This is a genomic window from Thauera linaloolentis 47Lol = DSM 12138, from assembly GCF_000310205.1.
Lineage (GTDB): Bacteria > Pseudomonadota > Gammaproteobacteria > Burkholderiales > Rhodocyclaceae > Thauera > Thauera linaloolentis.
Window position 1 is genome coordinate 1 of sequence record NZ_AMXE01000051.1, and the last position, 20,362, is coordinate 20,362.

Sequence of the window (20,362 nt, forward strand, 5' to 3'; positions counted from 1 at the left end):
CCCGCCTGCGCGAGCTCCCGCAGGCGCCGGGCGCGAGCGGCAAACAGCACCGCCGGACGGGGAAGGGTCAGGGCGTCGGGTTCGGCCCCGGGGGTGAAGGACGGGGGCTGGGCGTGCAGGGACATGCTCGGTTCGCCTGAAAAAAGCAAGGACGGAGCAAGAAGCGTGCAGGCCCCGGACCCGCCCGGAAACGGCGGCGGGGCACGCATACCCATGTTGGGAAGTGGGTTGTTTTGTCCCGGCAAGGCGCGACATTTTGTCTCTCCCACCCCGCTGCCGCCCCTCGAAAGCGGCTATGTTCGCGGCTTCATAGATGGCACGAATAATGCTGAACCGTCCGCTTCCGGATGAATGCGCCACTTCAGCCACATTGCCGTAGGCCGATGCCCGTAATCGGCCGGCGGCTGCGCGCGCCTTCCGGGCCATGCCATGCGAGGAGGGTTCATGCACATAAGCAGACGTCAGTTCTTCAGGATTTCGAGCGCCGGCCTCGGCGCGTCCAGCCTTGCCACCCTCGGCATGGCGCCGGCCGTGGCGCATGCCGACGTCCGCCAGTTCAAGCTGCTGCGCGCACGCGAAACACGCAACAACTGTACCTACTGTTCGGTGGGCTGCGGCATCCTGATGTACAGCCTGGGCGACGGCGCCAAGAACGCCGAGGCCAAGATCTTCCACATCGAGGGCGACCCCGACCATCCGGTCAGCCGCGGCTCGCTGTGCCCGAAGGGCTCGGGGCTGATCGACTATATCCACAGCGACCAGCGCCTGAAGTACCCGGAAGTGCGCGAGCCCGGCACCAACGAATGGAAGCGCATCACCTGGGAAGAGGCCAACGCGCGCATCGCCCGCCTGCTCAAGGACGACCGCGACGCCAACTTCATCGAATTCAACGACAAGGGCGAGCGCGTCAACCGCTGGCTGTCGAGCGGCATGCTGGCCTCGTCGGCCGCCAGCAACGAAACCGGCATCCTCGACTTCAAGTTCGCCCGCGCGCTGGGCATGCTAGGCATGGACTGCCAGGCGCGGCTGTGCCACGGCCCCACCGTGTCGGCGCTGGCGCCGTCGTTCGGCCGCGGCGCGATGACCAACAACTGGGTCGACATCAAGAACGCCAACGTCATCCTGGTGATGGGCGGCAACCCGGCCGAAGCCCACCCGGTGGGCTTCAAGTGGGCGGTCGAGGCCAAGGTGCGCAACAAGGCGACGATGATCGTCGTCGACCCGCGCTACAACCGCAGCGCGGCGGTCGCCGACATGTATTCGCCGATCCGCGCCGGCTCGGACGCCGCCTTCCTGATGGGCATGGTCAATTACCTGCTCGCGCACGACAAGATCCAGCACGAGTACGTCAAGGCCTACACCAACGCCAGCCTGATCGTGCGCGCCGACTACGGCTTCGACGAAGGCCTGTTCAGCGGCTACGACGCCGACCGCAAGGTCTACGACCGCTCGTCCTGGGCCTATGAAACCGGCCCCGACGGCTACGCGCTGCGCGACGAGACCTTGCAGCACCCGCGCTGCGTGCTGAACCTGCTGAAGAAGCACGTCGAGCGCTACACGCCGGACGTGGTCACCTCGCTGTGCGGCACGCCGAAGGCGGATTTCCTCAAGATCTGCGAGATCATGGCCAGCACCTGTGCGCCGGACCGCACCGCGACCTTCCTCTATGCGCTGGGCTGGACGCACCACACCGCCGGCGCGCAGATCATCCGCGGCTCGGCGATGATCCAGCTGCTGCTGGGCAACATCGGCATGCCCGGCGGCGGCGTCAACGCCCTGCGCGGCCACTCCAACATCCAGGGCTATACCGACCTCGGCCTGCTGTCGACGCGCCTGCCCGGCTACATGGACCTGCCGCGCGACCACCAGCAGACGCTCGAAGGCTACCTGGCCGACATCACGCCCAAGGCCGACCTGCCCAATCAGGTCAACTTCTGGAAGAACACGCCCAAGTTCTTCGTCAGCCTGATGAAGAACCTGTGGGGCGAGCACGCGACGCCGGAAAACAGCTTCGGCTACCACTGGCTGCCGAAGTGGGACCGCAGCTACGACATGCTGGCCTACTTCGACCTGATGTACCGCGGCAAGGTGAACGGCTACATCGCCCAGGGCTTCAACCCGATCGCGGCGATGCCGGACTCGGGCAAGATCCGCAGCGCGCTGTCGAAGCTGAAGTTCCTGGTGGTGATCGACCCGCTGCGGACCGAGACTTCCAACTTCTGGCAGAACCACGGCGAGTTCAACGACGTCGACCCGTCGCAGATCCAGACCACCGTGTTCCGCCTGCCCTCGTCCTGTTTCGCCGAGGAGAACGGCGCCATCGTCAACTCCGGGCGCTGGCTGCAGTGGCACTGGGCGGGGCAGAAGCCGCCTTACGAAGCGCGCCACGACGGCCGCATCCTCGGCGGCATCTTCACCCGGCTGCGCGAGCTGTACCGCCAGGAAGGCGGTGCCTGTCCCGAACCGCTGCTGAACATGAGCTGGGACTACCACGACCCGCACGACCCCCATCCCGAGGAAGTCGCCAAGGAGGCCAACGGCTACGCGCTGGCCGACCTGTACGACGACAGCGGCAGGCTGCTCGCACGGAAGGGCGAGCTGCTGTCCGACTTCGGCCAGTTGCGCGACGACGGCAGCACCGCCAGCTACTGCTGGATCTTCGCCGGCTCGTGGACCGAGGCCGGCAACCAGATGGCGCGCCGCGACAACACCGACAGCGGCCTGGGCAACACGCCGGGCTGGGCCTGGGCGTGGCCGGCCAACCGCCGCATCCTGTACAACCGCGCCTCGATGGCCCCGTCCGGCAAGCCGTGGGACCCCAAGCGCCAGTTGCTGCACTGGGACGGCAAGCGCTGGACCGGCGCCGACGTGCCCGACTACCCGGCCGCCTCGCCGCCGGACAGCGGCGTCAGCCCCTTCATCATGCTGCCCGAAGGCCTCGGCCGCCTGTTCTCGGTGAAAGGCATGGTCGACGGCCCCTTCCCCGAGCACTACGAGCCCACCGAAAGCCCGCTCGCCGCCAACCCGCTGCACCCGGCCGTCAGCCAGAACCCGGTGGCCCGCGTGTTCGCGGACGACGCCGCGCGGATGGGGCGGCGCGAGGAATTCCCCTACGTCGCCACCACCTACTCGATCACCGAGATGTTCCGCCACTGGACCAAGCACGCACGCCTGAACGCCATCGCGCAGCCCGAGCAGTTCGTCGAGATCAGCGAGAAGCTGGCGGCGAAGAAAGGCATCGTCCAGGGCGACGTAGTGCGCGTGAGCAGCAAGCGCGGCTTCATCCGCGGCAAGGCGGTGGTGACCAAGCGCGTGATGACGCTGCAGGTCGACGGCCAGGACCTGGAGCAGGTCGGCATCCCGTGCCATTGGGGCTTCGAGGGCACGACCCGCAAGGGCTTCCTCGCCAACACGCTCAGCCCCGGCATCGGCGACGCCAACACGCAGACGCCGGAATTCAAGGCCTTCCTGGTCAACGTCGAAAAGGCCTGAGGAAACACCCCATGTCCATGCAATCACAAGACATCGTCCAGCGCTCGGCAACGTCCTCGCTGACCCCCGCGCCGCGTGTGCGCGACCACAAGCTGGAAGTGGCCAAGCTCATCGACGTCACCACCTGCATCGGCTGCAAGGCCTGCCAGGTGGCCTGTTCGGAATGGAACGACATCCGCGACGAGGTCGGCACCAACTTCGGCGTGTATGACAACCCGGCCGACCTCTCGGCCAAGAGCTGGACGCTGATGCGCTTCGCCGAGCACGAGGAAGAAAACGGCCGCCTGCAGTGGCTGATCCGCAAGGACGGCTGCATGCACTGCGCCGACCCCGGCTGCCTCAAGGCTTGCCCGGCGCCGGGCGCCATCATCCAGTACGCCAACGGCATCGTCGACTTCATCTCCGACAAGTGCATCGGCTGCGGCTACTGCGTCGCCGGCTGTCCGTTCAACGTGCCGCGCATCAGCAAGGAAGACAACAAGGCCTACAAATGCACGCTGTGCTCGGACCGCGTCGCGGTCGGGCAGGCGCCGTCGTGCGTCAAGACCTGCCCGACCGGCGCCATCCAGTTCGGCACCAAGGAAGACATGAAACAGGCCGCGGCCGGACGCATCGAGGACCTCAAGTCGCGCGGCTACGACAACGCCGGCCTGTACGACCCCGAAGGGGTGGGCGGCACCCACGTCATGTACGTGCTGCACCACGCCGACAGGCCCGAGCTGTATTCCGGCCTGCCCAAGGACCCGGTGATCTCGTCCACCGTCAACCTGTGGAAGGGCATGCTCAAGCCGCTCGCCACCCTCGGCATCGCCGCCGCCGGCCTGTTCGGCTTCTTCCACTACACCACCGTCGGCCCCAACCGCGTCGACGAGGATGAGGACGGCGACGATGGCGGGAGCGGCCACGGCGCACACGCCACGCACGAAACCGAGGTGAGCAAATGAAGGAAAAACTGATCCAGCGCTATTCCGCCGCCGAGCGCATCAACCACTGGGTCGTGGCCTGGTGCTTCATCCTGCTGGCGATCTCCGGGCTGGCCTTCTTCTACCCGGCCTTCTTCTGGCTCACCGGCGTGTTCGGCACGCCGCAGCTGGCGCGCATGCTGCACCCCTTCATCGGCGTGGTGATGTTCGTCGGCTTCCTGGTGCAGTTCTTCCGCTACTACCACCACAACTTCATCGACCAGGAAGACGTGGAGTGGATGAAGGCCGTCGGCACCGTCATGAAAGGACATGAGGTCGGCGACATCGGCCGCTACAACGGCGGGCAGAAAGGCATGTTCTGGCTCATGTCGATCTGCATGCTGGTGCTGCTGGCCACCGGCCTCGTCATCTGGCGGCAGTACTTCGCCGGCTTCTTCCCCATCCCGGTGATCCGCATCGCCCTGCTGCTGCACGCGGCCAGCGCCATCGCCCTGATCGCCGGCATCATCGTGCACGTGTATGCCGCGCTGTGGGTCAAGGGCACCATCCGCGCGATGGCCGAAGGCGTGGTCACCCACGCCTGGGCCAGGAAGCACCATCCGCGCTGGTTCCGCGAAATGACCGGCCGCAAGTAAGCTGCGCCGCGCCGAAGGCACCGCCATGAGCCCTCTCCTGTCCACCGCCTGCCCGCTGCCCGGCGGCGACGCAGCCGACTTCGACCCCGCCGCCTGGCCGGCGGCGCAGGCGGTGCCCGTCCTGCGCCACGCGGCGGGCGGCGCCGCGGACGACATCGACGAAGTGATCGAGGAAGTGCCGGTCGCCCTCGTCTTCAACGGCATCTCGCACGCGGTGATGCTGGCCTCGCCCGCCGACCTCGAAGACTTCGCCCTCGGCTTCGCGCTGAGCGAGAACATCGTCGCCAACGCGGCCGAGGTCTTCGACCGCGAGGTATTCGCCCTGCCTGCCGGGCTGGAAGTCCGCATCGATATCGCCGCGCGCCGCTTCGCCGAGCTGAAGGCGCGCCGCCGCAGCCTCGCCGGCCGCACCGGCTGCGGCCTGTGCGGCATCGACAGCCTGGGCGAGTTCGAGCGCGCCTTGCCGCAGCTGCCCTACCGCAGCCGCATCGCCACCGCCGCCGTACGCCACGCGCTGGCGGCGTTCGCCCGCCACCAGCCGCTGCGCGAACGCACCGGCGCCGCCCACGCCGCGGCCTGGGTCGGCTCTGCCGGCAACATCGTCGCCGTGCGCGAGGACGTCGGCCGCCACAACGCGCTCGACAAGCTCATCGGCTGGCGCGCGGCGCGGCTCGCTGCCGGCGATGCCGCCGCGCACGACGGCTTCGTGCTGGTGTCGAGCCGCGCCAGCTACGAAATGGTGCAGAAGACCGCCCGCGCCGGCATCGGCGGCCTGGTCGCGGTCTCGGCCCCCACGGCGATGGCATGCCGCCTGGCCGAGCAGAGCGGGCTGGTGCTGGCCGGCTTCGCCCGCGGCGACCGGCTGGTGGGCTACGCCCACGCGGACCGCCTGCTGCCGAACAGCCCCCCGCAGGAGCGGCCGTAGGAGCTTCAGCCGCGAACAGAGCCGGTTTGTCGCTCAAGCGTTATTTGAGCGGCTGAAGCCGCTCCTATCGGGGTAGGTGTGCCGATGGGGATGTGGACGTGCTCCAACGGGCCTCTCTTTGTAAATGAGAATTAAGCGCAGTATGATCGGACGGTTTTCTCCGTGCTCCACGCCATGCTGTCGTCCCCTTCTGGCTCCCCGCCCCTGCTCCAGGCCATCGTCGCCCATTACGACGAACTGACCGGCTACGTCCGCCGCCGCTTCGGCGACAAGGCCTTTGCGCAGGAAGTCGTGCATGAAGTCTGCCTGAAGGTCCTGAAAGGCCCGGCACCGGAACAGGACATCCGCACGCCGCTGGCTTTCCTGCGGCGCATGGCGATGCACACCGCCATCGACCGCTACCGCAGCGAACGCACACATGCCGGCCTGATCAGCATCAGCGACGGCCCCTTCGACGAACTTGCCTGCGACGACGACGGCGCGTTCGGGCTGACCGCGCCCGAACGCGCCGCTGCCCAGCGGCAGCGCGAGCAGGCGCTGCTGGGCGCCATCCGCCGCCTGCCACCCCGCACCCAGGAAGTCTTCATCCTGATCCATCTCTATCACATGCCGCAGGCCGGCGTGGCGGACAAGCTGGGCATCTCGCGCGGCATGATCGCGCGCCACCTGGCCCGCGCGCTGGACGACGTCCTGCCGGCGCTGCGCGACCATGACTGACGCGCGCAAGCCACCCCCGGCCCGGACCCCGCGCGGCGTGCGCGCCACCGAACTGGAAAGCGCGCTGGCCCCCTACGCCGACGCCCTGCGCGCCCACCTGCCCAGCGCCGACGACATCCTGCAGCGCGCCGCGCAACGCAGGCGCAAGGCCGGCGCGCGCCGCAAGGGCGTCGCCCTGGCGCTGTGCCTGGCCGCGGGCGCCGCCTGGTGGGCCGACCCGGCCTACCACACGCAGACCCTGGCCACCGCACTGGGGGAACGCAGCGCCTGGACGCTGGCCGACGGCAGCCGCGTGCATCTCAACACCGGCTCCCGCGTCGATGTCGCCCTGCACCTGCGCTCGCGCCGGCTCTCGCTGGCAAGCGGCGAAGCCAGCTTCGAAGTCGCCCACGCCCCCTGGCACACGCTGCTGCCCGCGCTGGAACGGGGCTTCACCGTCCAGGTCGGCGCCACGCGCATCGAAGACATCGGTACCGTCTTCAACGTCCGCCGGCTGCAGGACGGCGCGGTCGAGGTCAGCGTCCAGCAAGGCCGCGTGCGCATCGACAACGGCCACGCGCAAAGCATCGAACTCGGCCAGGGCCAGGTACTGCGCGCCACCCCGCGCGCGCTCAGCCAGCCGGAGCCCGCCGAGGTCGAAAACCTCACCGCCTGGCACCACGGCCGCATCGTCTTCGACGACACACCGCTCGCCGACGCCATCGCCGAACTGCGCCGCTACGGCCCGCTGCCCGTCACCCTGCGCGACGACGCCGCGCAACTGCGCATCTCCGGCCAGTTCGAGCTGGGCAACCGCGAGCAACTCATCGCCCTGCTGCCGCACTTCGCGCCGGTCCGCCTTGGCCGCGCCGCCGACGGCACGTCCATCATCGAGCGCCTGCCCGGCAGCACGCACGCCCGCTGACACCGGCCCGCTGACGCCCGCGGGCCGAAACGCCACCCGGAAAATTTTCCGTACCGCGAGGTGTACATCGCCAGCCCCCGAAACGGCATACGAAGAGTCATTCCTCTCATTACCGTAGTAAGGACACACGATGGCCCACTCCCGCAAGACCCCGCGCCGGCCCGGCGCCACCCGTCGCCGCGCACTTCTCGCCGCAGCCCTGTTGAGCAGCGGCATCGTCCTGGCCCAGGGCACGGCGCTGAACCTCGACATTCCCGCCCAGCCGCTGGACAAGGCGCTCAACGCGCTCGCACGACAGAGCGGCGCGCAGATCGTCTTCGTCACCGACGTCGCCGCCGGCCTGCGCGCGCCCGCGCTGCACGGCCCGCTCACCGTCGAACAGGCCCTGCAACGACTGCTCGCCGGCAGCGGACTGACGGTCCAGGCCAATGGCACCAACACCTTCACCGTGATCCGGGACCGTGAAGGGGGCACCGCACTGGCGCCAGTGACGGTCACCGCCGCCGCTGACCGCAGTGGCACCACCGAAGGCACCGGCAGCTACACCCAGACCGGCCCCAGCGGTGCCGCCACCGGCCTGGGCCTGAGCTTGCGCGAAACCCCGCAGTCGCTGACCGTGATGACCCGTCAACGGATGGATGACTTCAGACTGGAAACGCTGACGGATGTGATGGAGCAGACACCGGGCATCACCGTCGTGCGGCAGGGCAGCCACATTGGCTACCAGGCGCGTGGCACCAATGTCAATCTGCAAACCGAGGGCAACCAGCAACTCACGTCTGGCTACAGCTACTTCACCAGCACCCATTTCACGCTGGACAGCATGGTCGATGTCGATCGCATCGAGGTGTTGAAAGGCTCGAACGGCCTGCTCGTCGGCAAGGGCAACACGGGAGCGACCATCAACTTGGTCCGCAAACGCCCCACACGTGAATTTCGAGCCCGGGTTGGCGCCAGCGCGGGAAGCTGGGACAACTACAGCGCCAATGCGGATATTGGCGGCCCGCTCAATGAAGCCGGCACCGTGCGCGGCCGCGTGGCTGCAGCGGTCAGCGATGGAGAGAGCTTCCGCGACTATGAGAAAAACGAGAGCCGGACTCTGTTTGGTACGGTGGAATACGATCTGACGCCGGATACTGTGCTCGCCGCCGGTTTGACCTACCGCGAGCGCGATGTGCGCGGCTTGGCTATGTGGACCAACATCACCGCTTACAGCGTCAATGATCCCATGCAGTTCCTTGGCTGGCAGTCGCGCTCGCACAACCCCGGCGCTTCCTGGTCAGGTTATGAACAGGAATCCACCAACATTTTCGCCCGCCTGGAACACCGGTTTACCAATGGGTGGACAAGCAAAGTCCAATTGGCGCATGAAAGCATCGAAATACCTGAACTGCTTTTAGGTGACTCTGGAGACGACTTCGACACTGCCACCCGGTATTTGAATACCGAGAACCGCAACTCCAGCATCATCGCCGACCTGAAAGGCCCGGTGCAGTTGTTTGGTCGAACCCATGATGTGCTGCTCGGAGCTGGCGCTTCCAAGGCGAATTCCGAATTCGACTCGAATAGATTCGGCTACAGCCAGCATGAGCAGGAGCAGGCATACATCTACGCAGCGGGCAATTTCAGCCTGGCCGATCCTTTGAAACTGCTTACCGGCATTCGGCTGACACGCTACAAGAGCAGCAACGAAACCCTCTATGACAGTTCTGGTTATAACGAAAGCGGTGTTCTGACACCCTATGCCGGACTCGTTTTCGATGTCAGCAAAAACATTTCCCTGTACGGCAGCTATGCCAGCATCTTCCAGCCGCAGAGCAACCAGGATGAGCAGGGGCGCACCCTTGACCCACGGGAGGGCCTGAGCTATGAAATCGGCGCCAAGGGCGAATTCTTCGACAAGCGCCTGAATGCCAGCATCAGCCATTTCTGGATCAGAACCGACAATGAGCCGGAAGCCACTGGTGCCAGAACACCCAGCGGTGGCACGGCCTATCGCGCCGTGATGGGCGCCAGCCGGCGCGGCTATGAACTGGAACTTTCCGGCGAACTGGCGCGAAACTGGCAGGTGCAGGGTGGCTACACGATGAACAGCAGCAACCTGAGCAATGCCGGATCGAACCCCAAGCACCAGTTCAAGCTGGGCAGCACTTACAGTTTCTCGGGCAGCAACATCCTTCGTGGGCTGACGGTGGGCGCGGCCACCCGCTGGCAGAGCAGGACAACGGCATTCGCATCCGATGGCTGGTACGGAAGCAATGTTGTCGAGCAACCCAGTTATTGGGTGCTGGACCTGATGGCGCGCTATCAGATCAACGACCAGTTGAGCATCAGCGCCAATATCAACAACGCATTCGACAAGAAGTATTACGCCTATGTCGTCGATGGCTACGAAGGCCTTGGCTACACCTGGGGCGCACCGCGCAGCTTCAACGTCAGCGCGCGCTACGACTTCTGATCGTTCTCACGTCCTCTGAACGCCACGGCCCCGACGGAAAACCCGCCGGGGCCGTTCTTGTTTTTCGCGGGCGGCCTGGAACACTCGCGGCTCGTCCTGCCCTCACTCCGTTCCGAACACACCCTCCGGCGTCCGCGCCTCAAGAACGTCATCGGCCCAGCATTCCGGTTCGGCCAAACCGGCCTTTCCCAGCCGCCCGCCCACGCCCTTCATCGTCCGGCGGGTGGAGGGCGCCGTCCACTCGGGTATATTCCTCCTGTTGGCCATCCGCCCCAGCCCATCATGCCGCCCGTCCTGCAAGCCCCCCTCATCGTCCGCGCGCTGCTCCTGCTCATCCTTGCCGCCGGCGCCTACTTCCTCAGCGGCTTTCTCGTGCCGGTGCTGGCCGCCCTCATCATCGGCTTCGCCAGTTGGCCGCTGTACCGCCGCGGGGTCGCGCTGTGCAACGGCAACACCACCCTGGCCGCAAGCGTGGCGCTGATCGTCGTCATCTGTGCGCTGATCGTGCCGCTGACCGTCGCTCTGCACTATGCGCTGCAGGAAGCCGGCAATTTCATCGCCTGGCTGCTGGAGGCGAACCGCACCGGCGCGCAGGTGCCGGAATGGATCCAGGCACTGCCAATCATCGGCGAACGGCTCGCCGACTACTGGCGCGACCACCTCGGCGAGCCGCATGCGCTGGGCGAATGGGTGCAGATCCTCAGCGGCGAGCACCTGGGCAACATCTACCGCATGCTGCTGACCGCCACCGGCGACCTGTTCCGCCTGGCGCTGACCACGCTGTTCATGCTGATCACGCTGTTTTTCGTCTACAAGGATGGCAAGCACCTGGCCGCGCAGCTCGACGTCGTCGGCGAACGCATCCTGCCGGCGCGCTGGCAACGCTTCTCGCGCGTGGTGCCGGCCACCGTCAGCGCCACGGTCACCGGCATGGGGCTGATCGCGCTCGGCGAAGGCGTGGTGCTGGGCGTGGCCTACTGGGTCGCGGGCGTGCCCTCGCCGGTGCTGCTGGGCGTGGCCACCGGCTTCATGGCGCTGATTCCGGGCGGCGCGCCGCTGTCGTTCACGCTGGTGTCGCTGTACCTGGTCGGCTCGGGCCATGTCGTCGCCGGGCTGGGGCTGTTCGCCTGGGGCTCGATCGAGCTGTTCATCGTCGACAAGACCCTGCGCCCGCGCCTGGTGGGCGGCCCGGTGAAACTGCCCTTCCTGCCGACCTTCTTCGGCCTCGTCGGCGGCGTGCAGACGATGGGCCTGGTCGGCCTGTTCGTCGGTCCGGTGCTGATGGCGCTGCTGGTGGCGATCTGGCGCGAGTGGCTGCACGGCATCGACGAGCCGGCCGCATCCACGCAAGACACACTGCCCGCGCTCGCCGGCCCCCAGGCCGCGGCATCACCGGCCAGCGGCCAGGAGCGTTGACGCACCCCATGCAACTTTCGCACTCCATACGTATCAGTATGGGGTGCTCTATAATCATGCCCCTTCATGGCGACAGACCACAAAGGACGAGAGGAGAATGACGATGCAGTCCGCACAAACCCTTTATCAGCAGAAGCGCATGATGGCCACGGACGCGGCGGCCCTGATCCACGACGGCGACACGGTCGTGGTGCCGACCGGGGTCGGCGAGCCGCCCGCGCTTCTGAACGCGCTGTCCGAGCGGCGCCACGAATTGCGCAACGTCGCCATCAGCCAGATCCTGCCGCTGCGCAAGTTTGCCTACCTGGACCCCGAGACGCGCGCCAACATCCGCCACGACGCCTACTTCTTCGGCGGCGCCACCCGCGCCGGTGGCCAGGCCGGCTGGGTCGACTACATCCCGGCCTATTTCTCGGAGCTGCCGATGCTGATCGACCGCGGCCTGTCGCCGGCCGACGTCGTCGTGTCGATGGCCTCGCCGATGGACGAGCATGGCTTCTTCAGCCTGTCGCTCGCGCCCGACTACACGATGGCGGCCATCCGCCGCGCCCGCGTCGTGCTGCTCGAGGTCAATCCGAACGTGCCGTTCGCCAACGGCGACTGCCATGTACACATCTCGCAGGTCGCCGGCCTGGTGGAGAGCGACGACGCGCTGTTCGAAGTCGGCCTGCCGCAGATCGGCCCGGTGCAGGAGGCAATCGGCAAGTATGTGGCCGATCTGATCGACGACGGCTCCACGCTGCAGATCGGCTACGGCGGCATTCCCGACGCGGTGGTGATGCAGTTGCAGCACAAGCGCGACCTCGGCATCCACACCGAGATGATCGGCGACGGCATTCTGTCGCTGCTCGAATCCGGCGCGGTCACCAACCGCCGCAAGACCTTCATGCCGGGCAAGACGGTCGCCACCTTCGCGCTCGGCTCCAACCGCCTGTATCGCACGCTGCATCACAACCCGGCGATCGAGATGCATCCGGTCGATTTCACCAACGACCCGTCTCTCGCCGCGCGCAACGACAATCTGTGCGCCATCAACGCCACGCTGCAGATCGACCTGATCGGCCAGTGCGGCTCCGAGTCCCTGGGCCACATTCCCTATTCCGGCACCGGCGGCCAGGTGGACTTCGTGCGCGCGGCCAACCGCTCGAAGGGTGGCAAGGCCTTCATCGTGCTGCCTTCGACGGCGAAGGACGGCACCGTGTCGCGCATCGCGCCGATACTGTCGCCGGGCACCCATGTCACCACCAGCAAGAACGACATCAACTACGTGGTGACGGAATACGGCGTGGCACAGCTGCGCGGCAAGACGGCGCGCCAGCGCGCCGAGGCGCTGATCGGCATCGCCCACCCGGATTTCCGCGGCGAACTGCGCGAAGCGGCCCGGCGGATGAACCTCGCCTGAGCCCTTGCCGGGGAAGGACGGCAGGAGCCGCCGGCGGGGCATGCCCGCCAGCGGCTTTCGCCGATCAGAGGATGACGGTGATTTCCTCGCGGCGCACCAGTTCGGCGCCGAAATCGAGCGCATCCAGCGCCAGCGCATCGCGCGCGGTGACGACGCCGAGCGGCCGCTTGTTGGCATCGACGACCGGCACATGGCGCAGGCCATTCTCGTACATCAGATGCAGCGCATGGCCGAAGGGCTTGCCTTCGGTCAGCGTCAGCGGATTGTGCGTCATGACCTCGCCCACCGGCGTGGCATCGGCGTCGAGGCCTGCGGCCAGCACACGGAAGGTGGCGTCCCGCTCGGTGAAGATGCCGGTAAGCACGCCATGCTCGGTCACCAGTGCGGCACTGCGGTGCTGCTCCTGCATCATGCGGGTCACGGCGCGCACCGGCACATCGGCGGATACGCTCAGGAAGGGACGGTCGGAAAGAACCTGATGGATAGGACGGCTGGGCATGATCTGTCTCCTGATGCTTTTTATGGGAAGGCACGTAGGCCTAGCGCCAATCGTGCCAGATCGAGCGTCGCAGTCAAACGATCTTTTTGACTATGCATATAACGCCCAAACCTTTGTTTTAGAGCATCTTTCTTACAGATTGATGACCATGCCAATATGCTGCGTCGCAGCATATTGGCATGCCCGCGCACCCCTTGCGTGCATGGCCGCGAACCGCCGCCCCACGATGGGGCGGGAAACCCGCCGCCGGCTTCAGGCAGCGGGCGGGCACTGCCCCATTGTCTCGCCCAGCCGCACCGGGCGCGCCGCCGACCAGTCGGAGGCAAAGCGCATCGTTCCTTTCGGAAACAGCATCACCACGGTGGAGCCGAGCAGGAAGCGGCCCATCTCCTCGCCCTTGCGCAGCTCGACCTCACCCGGCGCATAGCCATGTTTCTCGATGTCGGGCCGGCGCGGCGGATTGACCACGCCATGCCATGCCGTCGCCATGCTGCCGACGATGGTGGCGCCGACCAGCACCATGACGAAGGGGCCGGATTCGCCCTCGAACACGCACACCACGCGCTCATTGCGCGCGAACAGGCCGGGTACGCCGCGCGCAGTGGCCGGATTGACCGAAAACAGTTCGCCCGGCACGTAGATCATCTGCGTCAGGCGGCCATCGCAGGGCATGTGGATGCGGTGGTAGTCGCGCGGGCTGAGGTAGATCGTGGCGAACTCGCCATCCTCGAAGCGCGCCGCCAGGCTGCGATCGCCGCCGACCAGGGCCGTTGCGCTGTAGAAATGGCCCTTGGCCTGGAAGATCTGGTCGCGCTCGATCGGGCCGAACTGGCTGATCGCGCCATCCACCGGGCACAGGTAGTCAGCCTCGGCGAAGGGCCGTGCGCCCTCGCGCAGCGGACGGGTGAAGAATTCGTTGAAGCTCGCGTAGGCCGCCGGGTCGGGGTTGGCCGCCTCGTCCATGTTCACGCCGTAGCGCTTGACGAACCAGCGGATCACCGCCGTCGTCGCCTTGCCCCCCCGCAGGCCGGCGAGCTTGCCGGCAAGCTGGGTCAGGGCGCGTTTGGGCAGGATGTACTGGAAGGCAACGGCAAGACGTTCGGACACGGCGGACATCCAGGGCTCAGGTCGGGAAACCGCCATTATAGCGCCGCCCTCTGCCGTCCCTTCCCGCACCGGCCGTGCTTTCACGACAACCGCATGAACGCCGTTGCTGCTTCAAACATGCAAACCCGCCCTCTCCCGCGGACGGGAGCCCGGCAACGCCGGCAAAGCGGTTGAACATCTCTGCACCGCCCCGGGCCTACAGCACGCTCTCGGCCAGGTTGTGCTGCTCGGCCACCGAGCGCAGGGTGTTGCCGGTGCACGGGCCCTCGTAGCTGCAGCAGTAATCCACCGCTGCGCGCCCGCCCAGCAGCGGGCAGGCGGCGAAGAGTTCGGCGACCCAGTCCACGAAGGCGCGCACCTTGGCCGACAGGTGGCGGTTGGCGGGATAGACCACCGAGATCGGCAGCGACGACGGCTGCCACTGGGGCAATACCTCGCGCAACGCACCGGACTCCAGGTGAGGCAGCGCCATGAAGCGCGGCGCCTGCACCAGGCCAAAGCCCTGCAGCGCGCAGGCGAGGTAGGCGTCGCTGTCGTTGACCGACACCACGCTGCTCATCTCGACCTCGGTCACCACGCCGTCCACGACGAAATCCCAGTCGATGCCACGGCCGGTGAGGCTGGAAAAGTAATGCACGGCGTGGTGCCCGGCGAGGTCGGCGATGGTCTGCGGCTCGCCGTAGCGAGCCAGGTAGTCCGGCGCCGCGCAGGTCGCGCTGAAGAGGGTGCCGATGCGGCGCGCCACCAGCGAGGAGTCGGGCAACTGGCCGATCCGGATCGCGCAGTCGACCGCTTCGCGCACCATGTCCACCGGCCGGTCGCTCATGCCGATGGCCAGTTCCAGTTCGGGGCAGCGTTCGTGGAACTCGCACAGTTGCGGGATCAGCACCAGGCGGCCGATCGCGGCCGGCACGTCGATGCGCAGCCGGCCGCGCGGCCCGCGCGCAGCGTCGCGGAACGAGGCTTCGGTTTCCTCGACGTCGGCCAGGATGGCGACGCAGCGCTCGTAGTAGGCGGCGCCGTCCTGGGTCAGGCTCAGGCGCCGCGTGCTGCGGTTGAGCAGCCGCACCTGCAGCAGGCGTTCCAGGTTCTGGATGAGGGTGGTGACGGTGGCACGCGGCAGCCCGAGGCTGTCGGCCGCGCGCGAAAAGCTGTTGGCGTCCACCACGCGCGTGAACACCTGCATGGCCTGAAAGCGATCCATCCCCTCCCCCCCAAGAAACTGTCGGCAAGCGAATTATCCGCGAATCCACGGCGGGATTATTCGCCTTGAGCGAATAGTGTTTCCGAATCCGGCACATTTATCCGGGCGGAAACAACAGCCAAGATTGATGCACTGCGGCATGACCGAGGCCGCCGCCATTGCATTCCGCCGCCACGGCACCGCCCCAACCCCAGGGCAAACCCCCAAATCAACGGTCGCCCGTCGCCCACCGGCGCCGCGCCCCCAACAGGAACAGGAGCACACGATGTCCCTCTTGCGCAAACCTTACCTCCTCGCCACCACCATCGCGGTGCTGCTCGCCGTCGGTGGCGGCCTCGCCACGTTCGGTGTGCAGTCCAGCGTGCAGGCCGACGCCCAGGCCACCGTCGCGCCGCCGCCCAGCCCGGTGGACGTGGCCACCGTCGCCAGCCGCCAGATCACCGACTGGCACAGCTATTCCGGCCGGCTGGAAGCGGTCGACCGGGTGGAGATCCGGCCACTGGTGTCCGGCGCCATCACCGCGGTGCATTTCCAGGACGGCGCGCTGGTGAACAAGGGCGATCCGTTGTTCACCATAGATCCCCGGCCCTACGCCGCCGCGCTCGAACACGCCCGTGCCCGGCTCGCCGCCGCCGAGGCGCGCGCCGCCTATACTGCCAGCGATCTCGCGCGCGGCGAACGGCTGATCGTCGACAACGCCATCGCCCGGCGCGACTACGAAGAGAAGCGCAATGCCGCGCGCGAGGCCGAGGCCAACCGGCTGGCTGCCCGCGCCGCGCTCGAATCGGCCCGCCTCGACCTCGAACACACCCGCATCACCGCACCGGTGGCCGGCAAGCTGTCGCGGGCGGAAGCGACCGTCGGCAACGTCGTCGCCGCCGGGCCGGGCACGCCGCCGCTCACCACGCTGGTGTCGGTGGCGCGCATGTACGCCGCCTTCGACGTCGACGAGCAGAGCTTCCTCGCCATCATCAACGGTCGCCAGGGCGAGGCCGGCGTGCCGGTGCACCTGGGGCTGGCCAACGAGGACGGCCATCCGCGCCGCGGCACGGTCAGCTCGGTGGACAACCGCATGGACACCTCCAGCGGCACGATCCGCGTGCGCGCCGTGTTCGACAACCCGGACGGCACCCTGCTGCCCGGCCTCTACGCCCGCATCCGGCTCGGCACCCGCGAGCCGCGCGCTGCCCTGCTGATCGACGAGAAAGCGATCGGCACCGACCAGGACAAGCGTTTCGTCCTGGTGGTGGACGAGGCCAACCACACCGTCTACCGCGAGGTCACGCTGGGCGCCGCGCAGGGGCCGCTGCGGATCGTCGAGGAGGGGCTGCGGGAGGGCGAGCGCATCGTCGTCAACGGCCTGCAGCGCACCCGCCCCGGGCAGACGGTCGATCCCCGGCCGGTGCTGATGTCGGGCGATCCCGCCCCAGCCCCGGCCGCGCGCGCTGCCGGCGACCCCGACAAGAGCTGAGCGCACCGCCATGAACATCTCGAAATTCTTCATCGACCGGCCGATCTTCGCCAGCGTGCTGTCGGTGCTGATCGTGCTCGGCGGCCTGCTGGCGATGTTCCAGTTGCCGATCTCGGAGTACCCGGAAGTGGTGCCGCCCTCGGTGGTGGTGCGCGCCCAGTACCCCGGCGCCAACCCCAAGGTGATCGCCGAGACCGTGGCCTCGCCGCTGGAAGAGTCGATCAACGGCGTCGAGGACATGCTCTACATGCAGTCGCAGGCCAACAGCGACGGCAACCTCACGCTCACCGTGCATTTCCGCCTCGGCGTCGACCCGGACAAGGCCCAGCAACTGGTGCAGAACCGCGTCTCGCAGGCGCTGCCGCGGCTGCCCGAGGACGTGCAGCGGCTCGGCGTGACCACGGTGAAGAGCTCGCCGACGCTGACCCTGGTGGTGCACCTGGTGTCGCCCGACGACCGCTACGACGCCACCTACCTGCGCAACTACGCGGTGCTCAACGTCAAGGACCGCCTGTCGCGCATCACCGGCGTCGGCGAGGTGGCGATCTGGGGCGCCGGCAACTACGCCATGCGCGTGTGGCTGGACCCGAACAAGGTTGCCCAGCGCGGCCTCACCGCCAGCGACGTGGTGCGCGCCATCCGCGAGCAGAACCTGCAGGTCGCGGCCGGCGTCATCGGCGCCTCGCCCACGCTGCCCGACGTGCCGCTGCAGTTCTCGGTCAATGCCCGCGGCCGCCTGGCGACCGAGGTCGAGTTCCGCGACATCGTGCTCAAGACCTCGGCCGACGGCGGCGTCACCCGGCTGGGCGAGGTCGCCCGCGTGGAGCTGGACGCGGCCGAGTACGGCCTGCGCTCGCTGCTCGACAACAAGCCCGCGATCGGCATGGGCATCATGCAGTCGCCGGGCGCCAACGCGCTGGCGGTGTCCGAGCAGGTGCGCGCGGCGATGGCGGAGCTCAAGCAGGACTTTCCCGACTCGGTCGACTACCGCATCGAATACGACCCCACCCAGTTCGTGCGCGCCAGCATCAAGGCCGTGGTGGTGACGCTGCTCGAGGCGGTGGCGCTGGTGGTGCTGGTGGTGATCCTGTTCCTGCAGACCTGGCGCGCCTCCATCATCCCGCTGCTGGCGGTGCCGGTGTCCATCGTCGGCACCTTCGGCCTGATGCTGGCCTTCGGCTATTCGATCAACGCGCTGTCGCTGTTCGGCATGGTGCTGGCGATCGGCATCGTGGTGGACGACGCCATCGTCGTGGTCGAGAACGTCGAGCGCAACATCGCCGCCGGCCTCGCGCCGCGCGACGCCACCGTCCGCGCGATGCAGGAGGTCAGCGGCCCGATCATCGCCATCGCCCTGACCCTGGTGGCGGTGTTCGTGCCGCTCGCCTTCATGACCGGGCTCACCGGCCAGTTCTACAAGCAGTTCGCGATGACCATCGCCATCTCCACGGTGATCTCCGCGTTCAACTCGCTGACCCTGTCGCCGGCGCTGGCCGCGCTGCTGCTGAAGGGGCACCACGACCACCGGCCCGACTGGCTGACGCGGGCGATGAACCGTACCCTCGGCGGCTTCTTCGCCGGCTTCAACCGCGCTTTCGGCCGCGCCTCGGAAGACTACGGCCGCGGCGTCGGCGGCGCGATCGCGCGCAAGGGCAGGGTGATGGGCGTGTATGCGGTGCTGCTGGCGCTCACCGCCGGCGTGTCGTGGGTCCTGCCCGGCGGCTTCGTGCCGGCGCAGGACAAGCAGTACCTGATCAGCTTCGCCCAGTTGCCCAACGGCGCCTCGCTCGATCGTACCGAGGACGTCATCCGCCGCATGAGCGAGATCGCCCTGGAACAGCCCGGCGTGCACAGTGCGATCGCCTTCCCCGGCCTGTCGATCAACGGCTTCACCAACAGCTCCTCGGCCGGCATCGTCTTCGTCACCCTCAAGCCCTTCGCCGAGCGGCGCGCGCCGGAACTGTCGGCCGGCGCCATCACCGCCGCGCTCGACGGCCGGTACGCCGCGATCAAGGACGCCTTCATCGCCGTGTTCCCGCCGCCGCCGGTGATGGGCCTGGGCACGCTGGGCGGCTTCAAGCTGCAGATCGAGGACCGCGGCGCGCTCGGCTACGCCGAACTCGACGCCGCCGCGCGCGCCTTCATCGCCGCCGCACAGGAAGCGCCGGAACTCGGCCCCGCCTTCACCAGCTATCAGATCAACGTGCCGCAGCTCGACGTCGACCTCGACCGGGTCAAGGCCAAGCAACTCGGCGTGTCGGTCACCGACGTGTTCGACACCATGCAGATCTACCTCGGCTCGCTGTACGTGAACGACTTCAACCGCTTCGGCCGCGTCTACCAGGTGCGTGCCCAGGCCGACGCGCCCTTCCGCGCCCGGCCGGAGGACATCGGCCAGTTGAAGACGCGCAACGCCGCCGGCGAGATGGTGCCGCTGTCCTCGCTGGTGCGCGTGTCCAACGGCTTCGGCCCGGAGATGGTGGTGCGCTACAACGGCTACACCGCGGCCGACATCAACGGCGGCCCGGCGCCCGGCTATTCCTCCGACCAGGCCGAGGCCGCGGCCGAGCGCATCGCCGCCGAGGTCCTGCCGCCCGGCATCCGCTTCGAATGGACCGACCTCACCTACCAGAAAATCCTGGCGGGCAACGCCGGGGTGTGGATCTTCCCGCTCAGCGTGCTGCTGGTCTTCCTCGTGCTGGCCGCCCAGTACGAGAGCCTGACCCTGCCGCTGGCGGTGATCATGATCGTGCCGATGAGCATCCTCGCCGCGCTCGGCGGCGTGTGGCTGACCGGCGGCGACAACAACCTGTTCACCCAGATCGGCTTGATGGTGCTGGTGGGGCTGTCGGCCAAGAACGCCATCCTCATCGTCGAGTTCGCCCGCGAGCTGGAACTGCAGGGCAGCACGCCGAAGGAAGCCGCCATCGAAGCCAGCCGGCTGCGCCTGCGCCCCATCCTGATGACCTCCATCGCCTTCATCATGGGCGTGGTGCCGCTGGTGCTGTCGTCCGGCGCCGGCGCCGAGATGCGCCAGGCGATGGGTGTGGCGGTGTTCTTCGGCATGCTCGGGGTGACCCTGTTCGGTCTCTTCCTGACGCCGGTGTTCTACGTGCTGCTGCGCACGCTGGGCGGCGGCCGTAGGCTGCACAGTGCCAGCCCGCACGCCGCGCCCATCCCGGCGCCGCATCTTTCCACCTGATCGAGGG

14 protein-coding genes are annotated in these 20,362 nt (G+C 67.6%); 11 read left to right on the forward strand and 3 right to left on the reverse strand.

Annotated elements, in window-relative coordinates; genetic code table 11:
* The first annotated feature begins 444 nt into the window (after positions 1 to 444).
* The 9 genes from fdnG to C666_RS12760 all read left to right on the forward strand — a co-directional run bounded on the left by fdnG (position 445) and on the right by C666_RS12760 (position 12,872).
* Entirely contained in the window at positions 445 to 3,492 is a 3,048-nt protein-coding gene (gene fdnG, locus C666_RS12715; RefSeq protein WP_004339932.1) for a formate dehydrogenase-N subunit alpha, read from the forward strand.
* 11 nt (positions 3,493 to 3,503) lie between these two features.
* On the forward strand, positions 3,504 to 4,436 hold the full coding sequence (gene fdxH, locus C666_RS12720) for a formate dehydrogenase subunit beta (protein ID WP_004339934.1): 933 nt from the start codon (positions 3,504 to 3,506) through the stop codon (positions 4,434 to 4,436).
* Complete coding sequence (locus tag C666_RS12725; protein WP_004339936.1) at positions 4,433 to 5,050, forward strand: formate dehydrogenase subunit gamma; 618 nt, start codon at positions 4,433 to 4,435, stop codon at positions 5,048 to 5,050. The genes fdxH and C666_RS12725 overlap by 4 nt, the downstream gene beginning before the upstream one ends.
* 25 nt (positions 5,051 to 5,075) lie before the next feature.
* A complete protein-coding gene (gene fdhD / locus C666_RS12730; RefSeq protein ID WP_004339937.1) occupies positions 5,076 to 5,975 on the forward strand; it encodes a formate dehydrogenase accessory sulfurtransferase FdhD in 900 nt (299 codons plus the stop codon).
* 162 nt (positions 5,976 to 6,137) lie between these two features.
* Positions 6,138 to 6,692, forward strand: a complete 555-nt coding sequence (locus C666_RS12735; RefSeq protein WP_211206749.1) for an RNA polymerase sigma factor — start codon at positions 6,138 to 6,140, stop codon at positions 6,690 to 6,692.
* The gene (locus C666_RS12740) at positions 6,685 to 7,596 is read left to right on the forward strand and encodes a FecR family protein (protein ID WP_051537078.1); all 912 of its coding nucleotides are present in this window, start codon (positions 6,685 to 6,687) and stop codon (positions 7,594 to 7,596) included. Before C666_RS12735 ends, C666_RS12740 begins: the two co-directional genes overlap by 8 nt.
* 130 nt (positions 7,597 to 7,726) lie before the next feature.
* On the forward strand, positions 7,727 to 10,054 hold the full coding sequence (locus C666_RS12745; protein WP_004339942.1) for a TonB-dependent siderophore receptor: 2,328 nt from the start codon (positions 7,727 to 7,729) through the stop codon (positions 10,052 to 10,054).
* Positions 10,055 to 10,336: 282 nt separating this feature from the next.
* A complete protein-coding gene (locus C666_RS12755) occupies positions 10,337 to 11,470 on the forward strand; it encodes an AI-2E family transporter (RefSeq protein WP_004339945.1) in 1,134 nt (377 codons plus the stop codon).
* A gap of 103 nt (positions 11,471 to 11,573) precedes the next feature.
* Complete coding sequence (locus C666_RS12760; protein ID WP_004339946.1) at positions 11,574 to 12,872, forward strand: acetyl-CoA hydrolase/transferase family protein; 1,299 nt, start codon at positions 11,574 to 11,576, stop codon at positions 12,870 to 12,872.
* 64 nt (positions 12,873 to 12,936) lie between these two features.
* On the opposite strand, the gene C666_RS12765 is transcribed toward C666_RS12760, so the two are convergent.
* From C666_RS12765 to C666_RS12775, 3 genes are all read right to left on the reverse strand, one after another.
* Positions 12,937 to 13,371 (reverse strand): CBS domain-containing protein, encoded by a 435-nt coding sequence (locus tag C666_RS12765; RefSeq protein WP_004339948.1) that lies wholly within the window; start codon positions 13,369 to 13,371, stop codon positions 12,937 to 12,939.
* 252 nt (positions 13,372 to 13,623) lie between these two features.
* Positions 13,624 to 14,478: an archaetidylserine decarboxylase gene (asd, locus tag C666_RS12770; RefSeq protein ID WP_028791911.1), complete on the reverse strand. Its 855-nt coding sequence runs from the start codon at positions 14,476 to 14,478 to the stop codon at positions 13,624 to 13,626.
* A 196-nt stretch (positions 14,479 to 14,674) separates the two neighbouring features.
* Positions 14,675 to 15,682, reverse strand: coding sequence for a LysR family transcriptional regulator (locus tag C666_RS12775; RefSeq protein ID WP_004339951.1), 1,008 nt, complete (start codon positions 15,680 to 15,682; stop codon positions 14,675 to 14,677).
* Positions 15,683 to 15,947: 265 nt separating this feature from the next.
* On the opposite strand from C666_RS12775, the gene C666_RS12780 reads away from it, so the two are divergent.
* Together C666_RS12780 and C666_RS12785 are read left to right on the forward strand one after the other, a co-directional pair.
* Positions 15,948 to 17,153, forward strand: coding sequence for an efflux RND transporter periplasmic adaptor subunit (locus C666_RS12780; protein ID WP_004339953.1), 1,206 nt, complete (start codon positions 15,948 to 15,950; stop codon positions 17,151 to 17,153).
* Positions 17,154 to 17,163: 10 nt separating this feature from the next.
* The gene (locus C666_RS12785) at positions 17,164 to 20,355 is read left to right on the forward strand and encodes an efflux RND transporter permease subunit (RefSeq protein ID WP_004339954.1); all 3,192 of its coding nucleotides are present in this window, start codon (positions 17,164 to 17,166) and stop codon (positions 20,353 to 20,355) included.
* Positions 20,356 to 20,362 lie beyond the last annotated feature (7 nt).

What these genes read in the sequence shown, in the direction of transcription:
- fdnG (WP_004339932.1), top strand. Translation starts at nt 445, where the DNA reads ATGCACATAAGCAGACGTCAGTTCTTCAGGATTTCGAGCGCCGGCCTC.
- fdxH (WP_004339934.1), top strand. Translation starts at nt 3,504, where the DNA reads ATGTCCATGCAATCACAAGACATCGTCCAGCGCTCGGCAACGTCCTCG.
- C666_RS12725 (WP_004339936.1), top strand. Translation starts at nt 4,433, where the DNA reads ATGAAGGAAAAACTGATCCAGCGCTATTCCGCCGCCGAGCGCATCAAC.
- fdhD (WP_004339937.1), top strand. Translation starts at nt 5,076, where the DNA reads ATGAGCCCTCTCCTGTCCACCGCCTGCCCGCTGCCCGGCGGCGACGCA.
- C666_RS12740 (WP_051537078.1), top strand. Translation starts at nt 6,685, where the DNA reads ATGACTGACGCGCGCAAGCCACCCCCGGCCCGGACCCCGCGCGGCGTG.
- C666_RS12745 (WP_004339942.1), top strand. Translation starts at nt 7,727, where the DNA reads ATGGCCCACTCCCGCAAGACCCCGCGCCGGCCCGGCGCCACCCGTCGC.
- C666_RS12755 (WP_004339945.1), top strand. Translation starts at nt 10,337, where the DNA reads ATGCCGCCCGTCCTGCAAGCCCCCCTCATCGTCCGCGCGCTGCTCCTG.
- C666_RS12760 (WP_004339946.1), top strand. Translation starts at nt 11,574, where the DNA reads ATGCAGTCCGCACAAACCCTTTATCAGCAGAAGCGCATGATGGCCACG.
- C666_RS12765 (WP_004339948.1), bottom strand. Translation starts at nt 13,371, where the DNA reads ATGCCCAGCCGTCCTATCCATCAGGTTCTTTCCGACCGTCCCTTCCTG.
- C666_RS12775 (WP_004339951.1), bottom strand. Translation starts at nt 15,682, where the DNA reads ATGGATCGCTTTCAGGCCATGCAGGTGTTCACGCGCGTGGTGGACGCC.
- C666_RS12780 (WP_004339953.1), top strand. Translation starts at nt 15,948, where the DNA reads ATGTCCCTCTTGCGCAAACCTTACCTCCTCGCCACCACCATCGCGGTG.
- C666_RS12785 (WP_004339954.1), top strand. Translation starts at nt 17,164, where the DNA reads ATGAACATCTCGAAATTCTTCATCGACCGGCCGATCTTCGCCAGCGTG.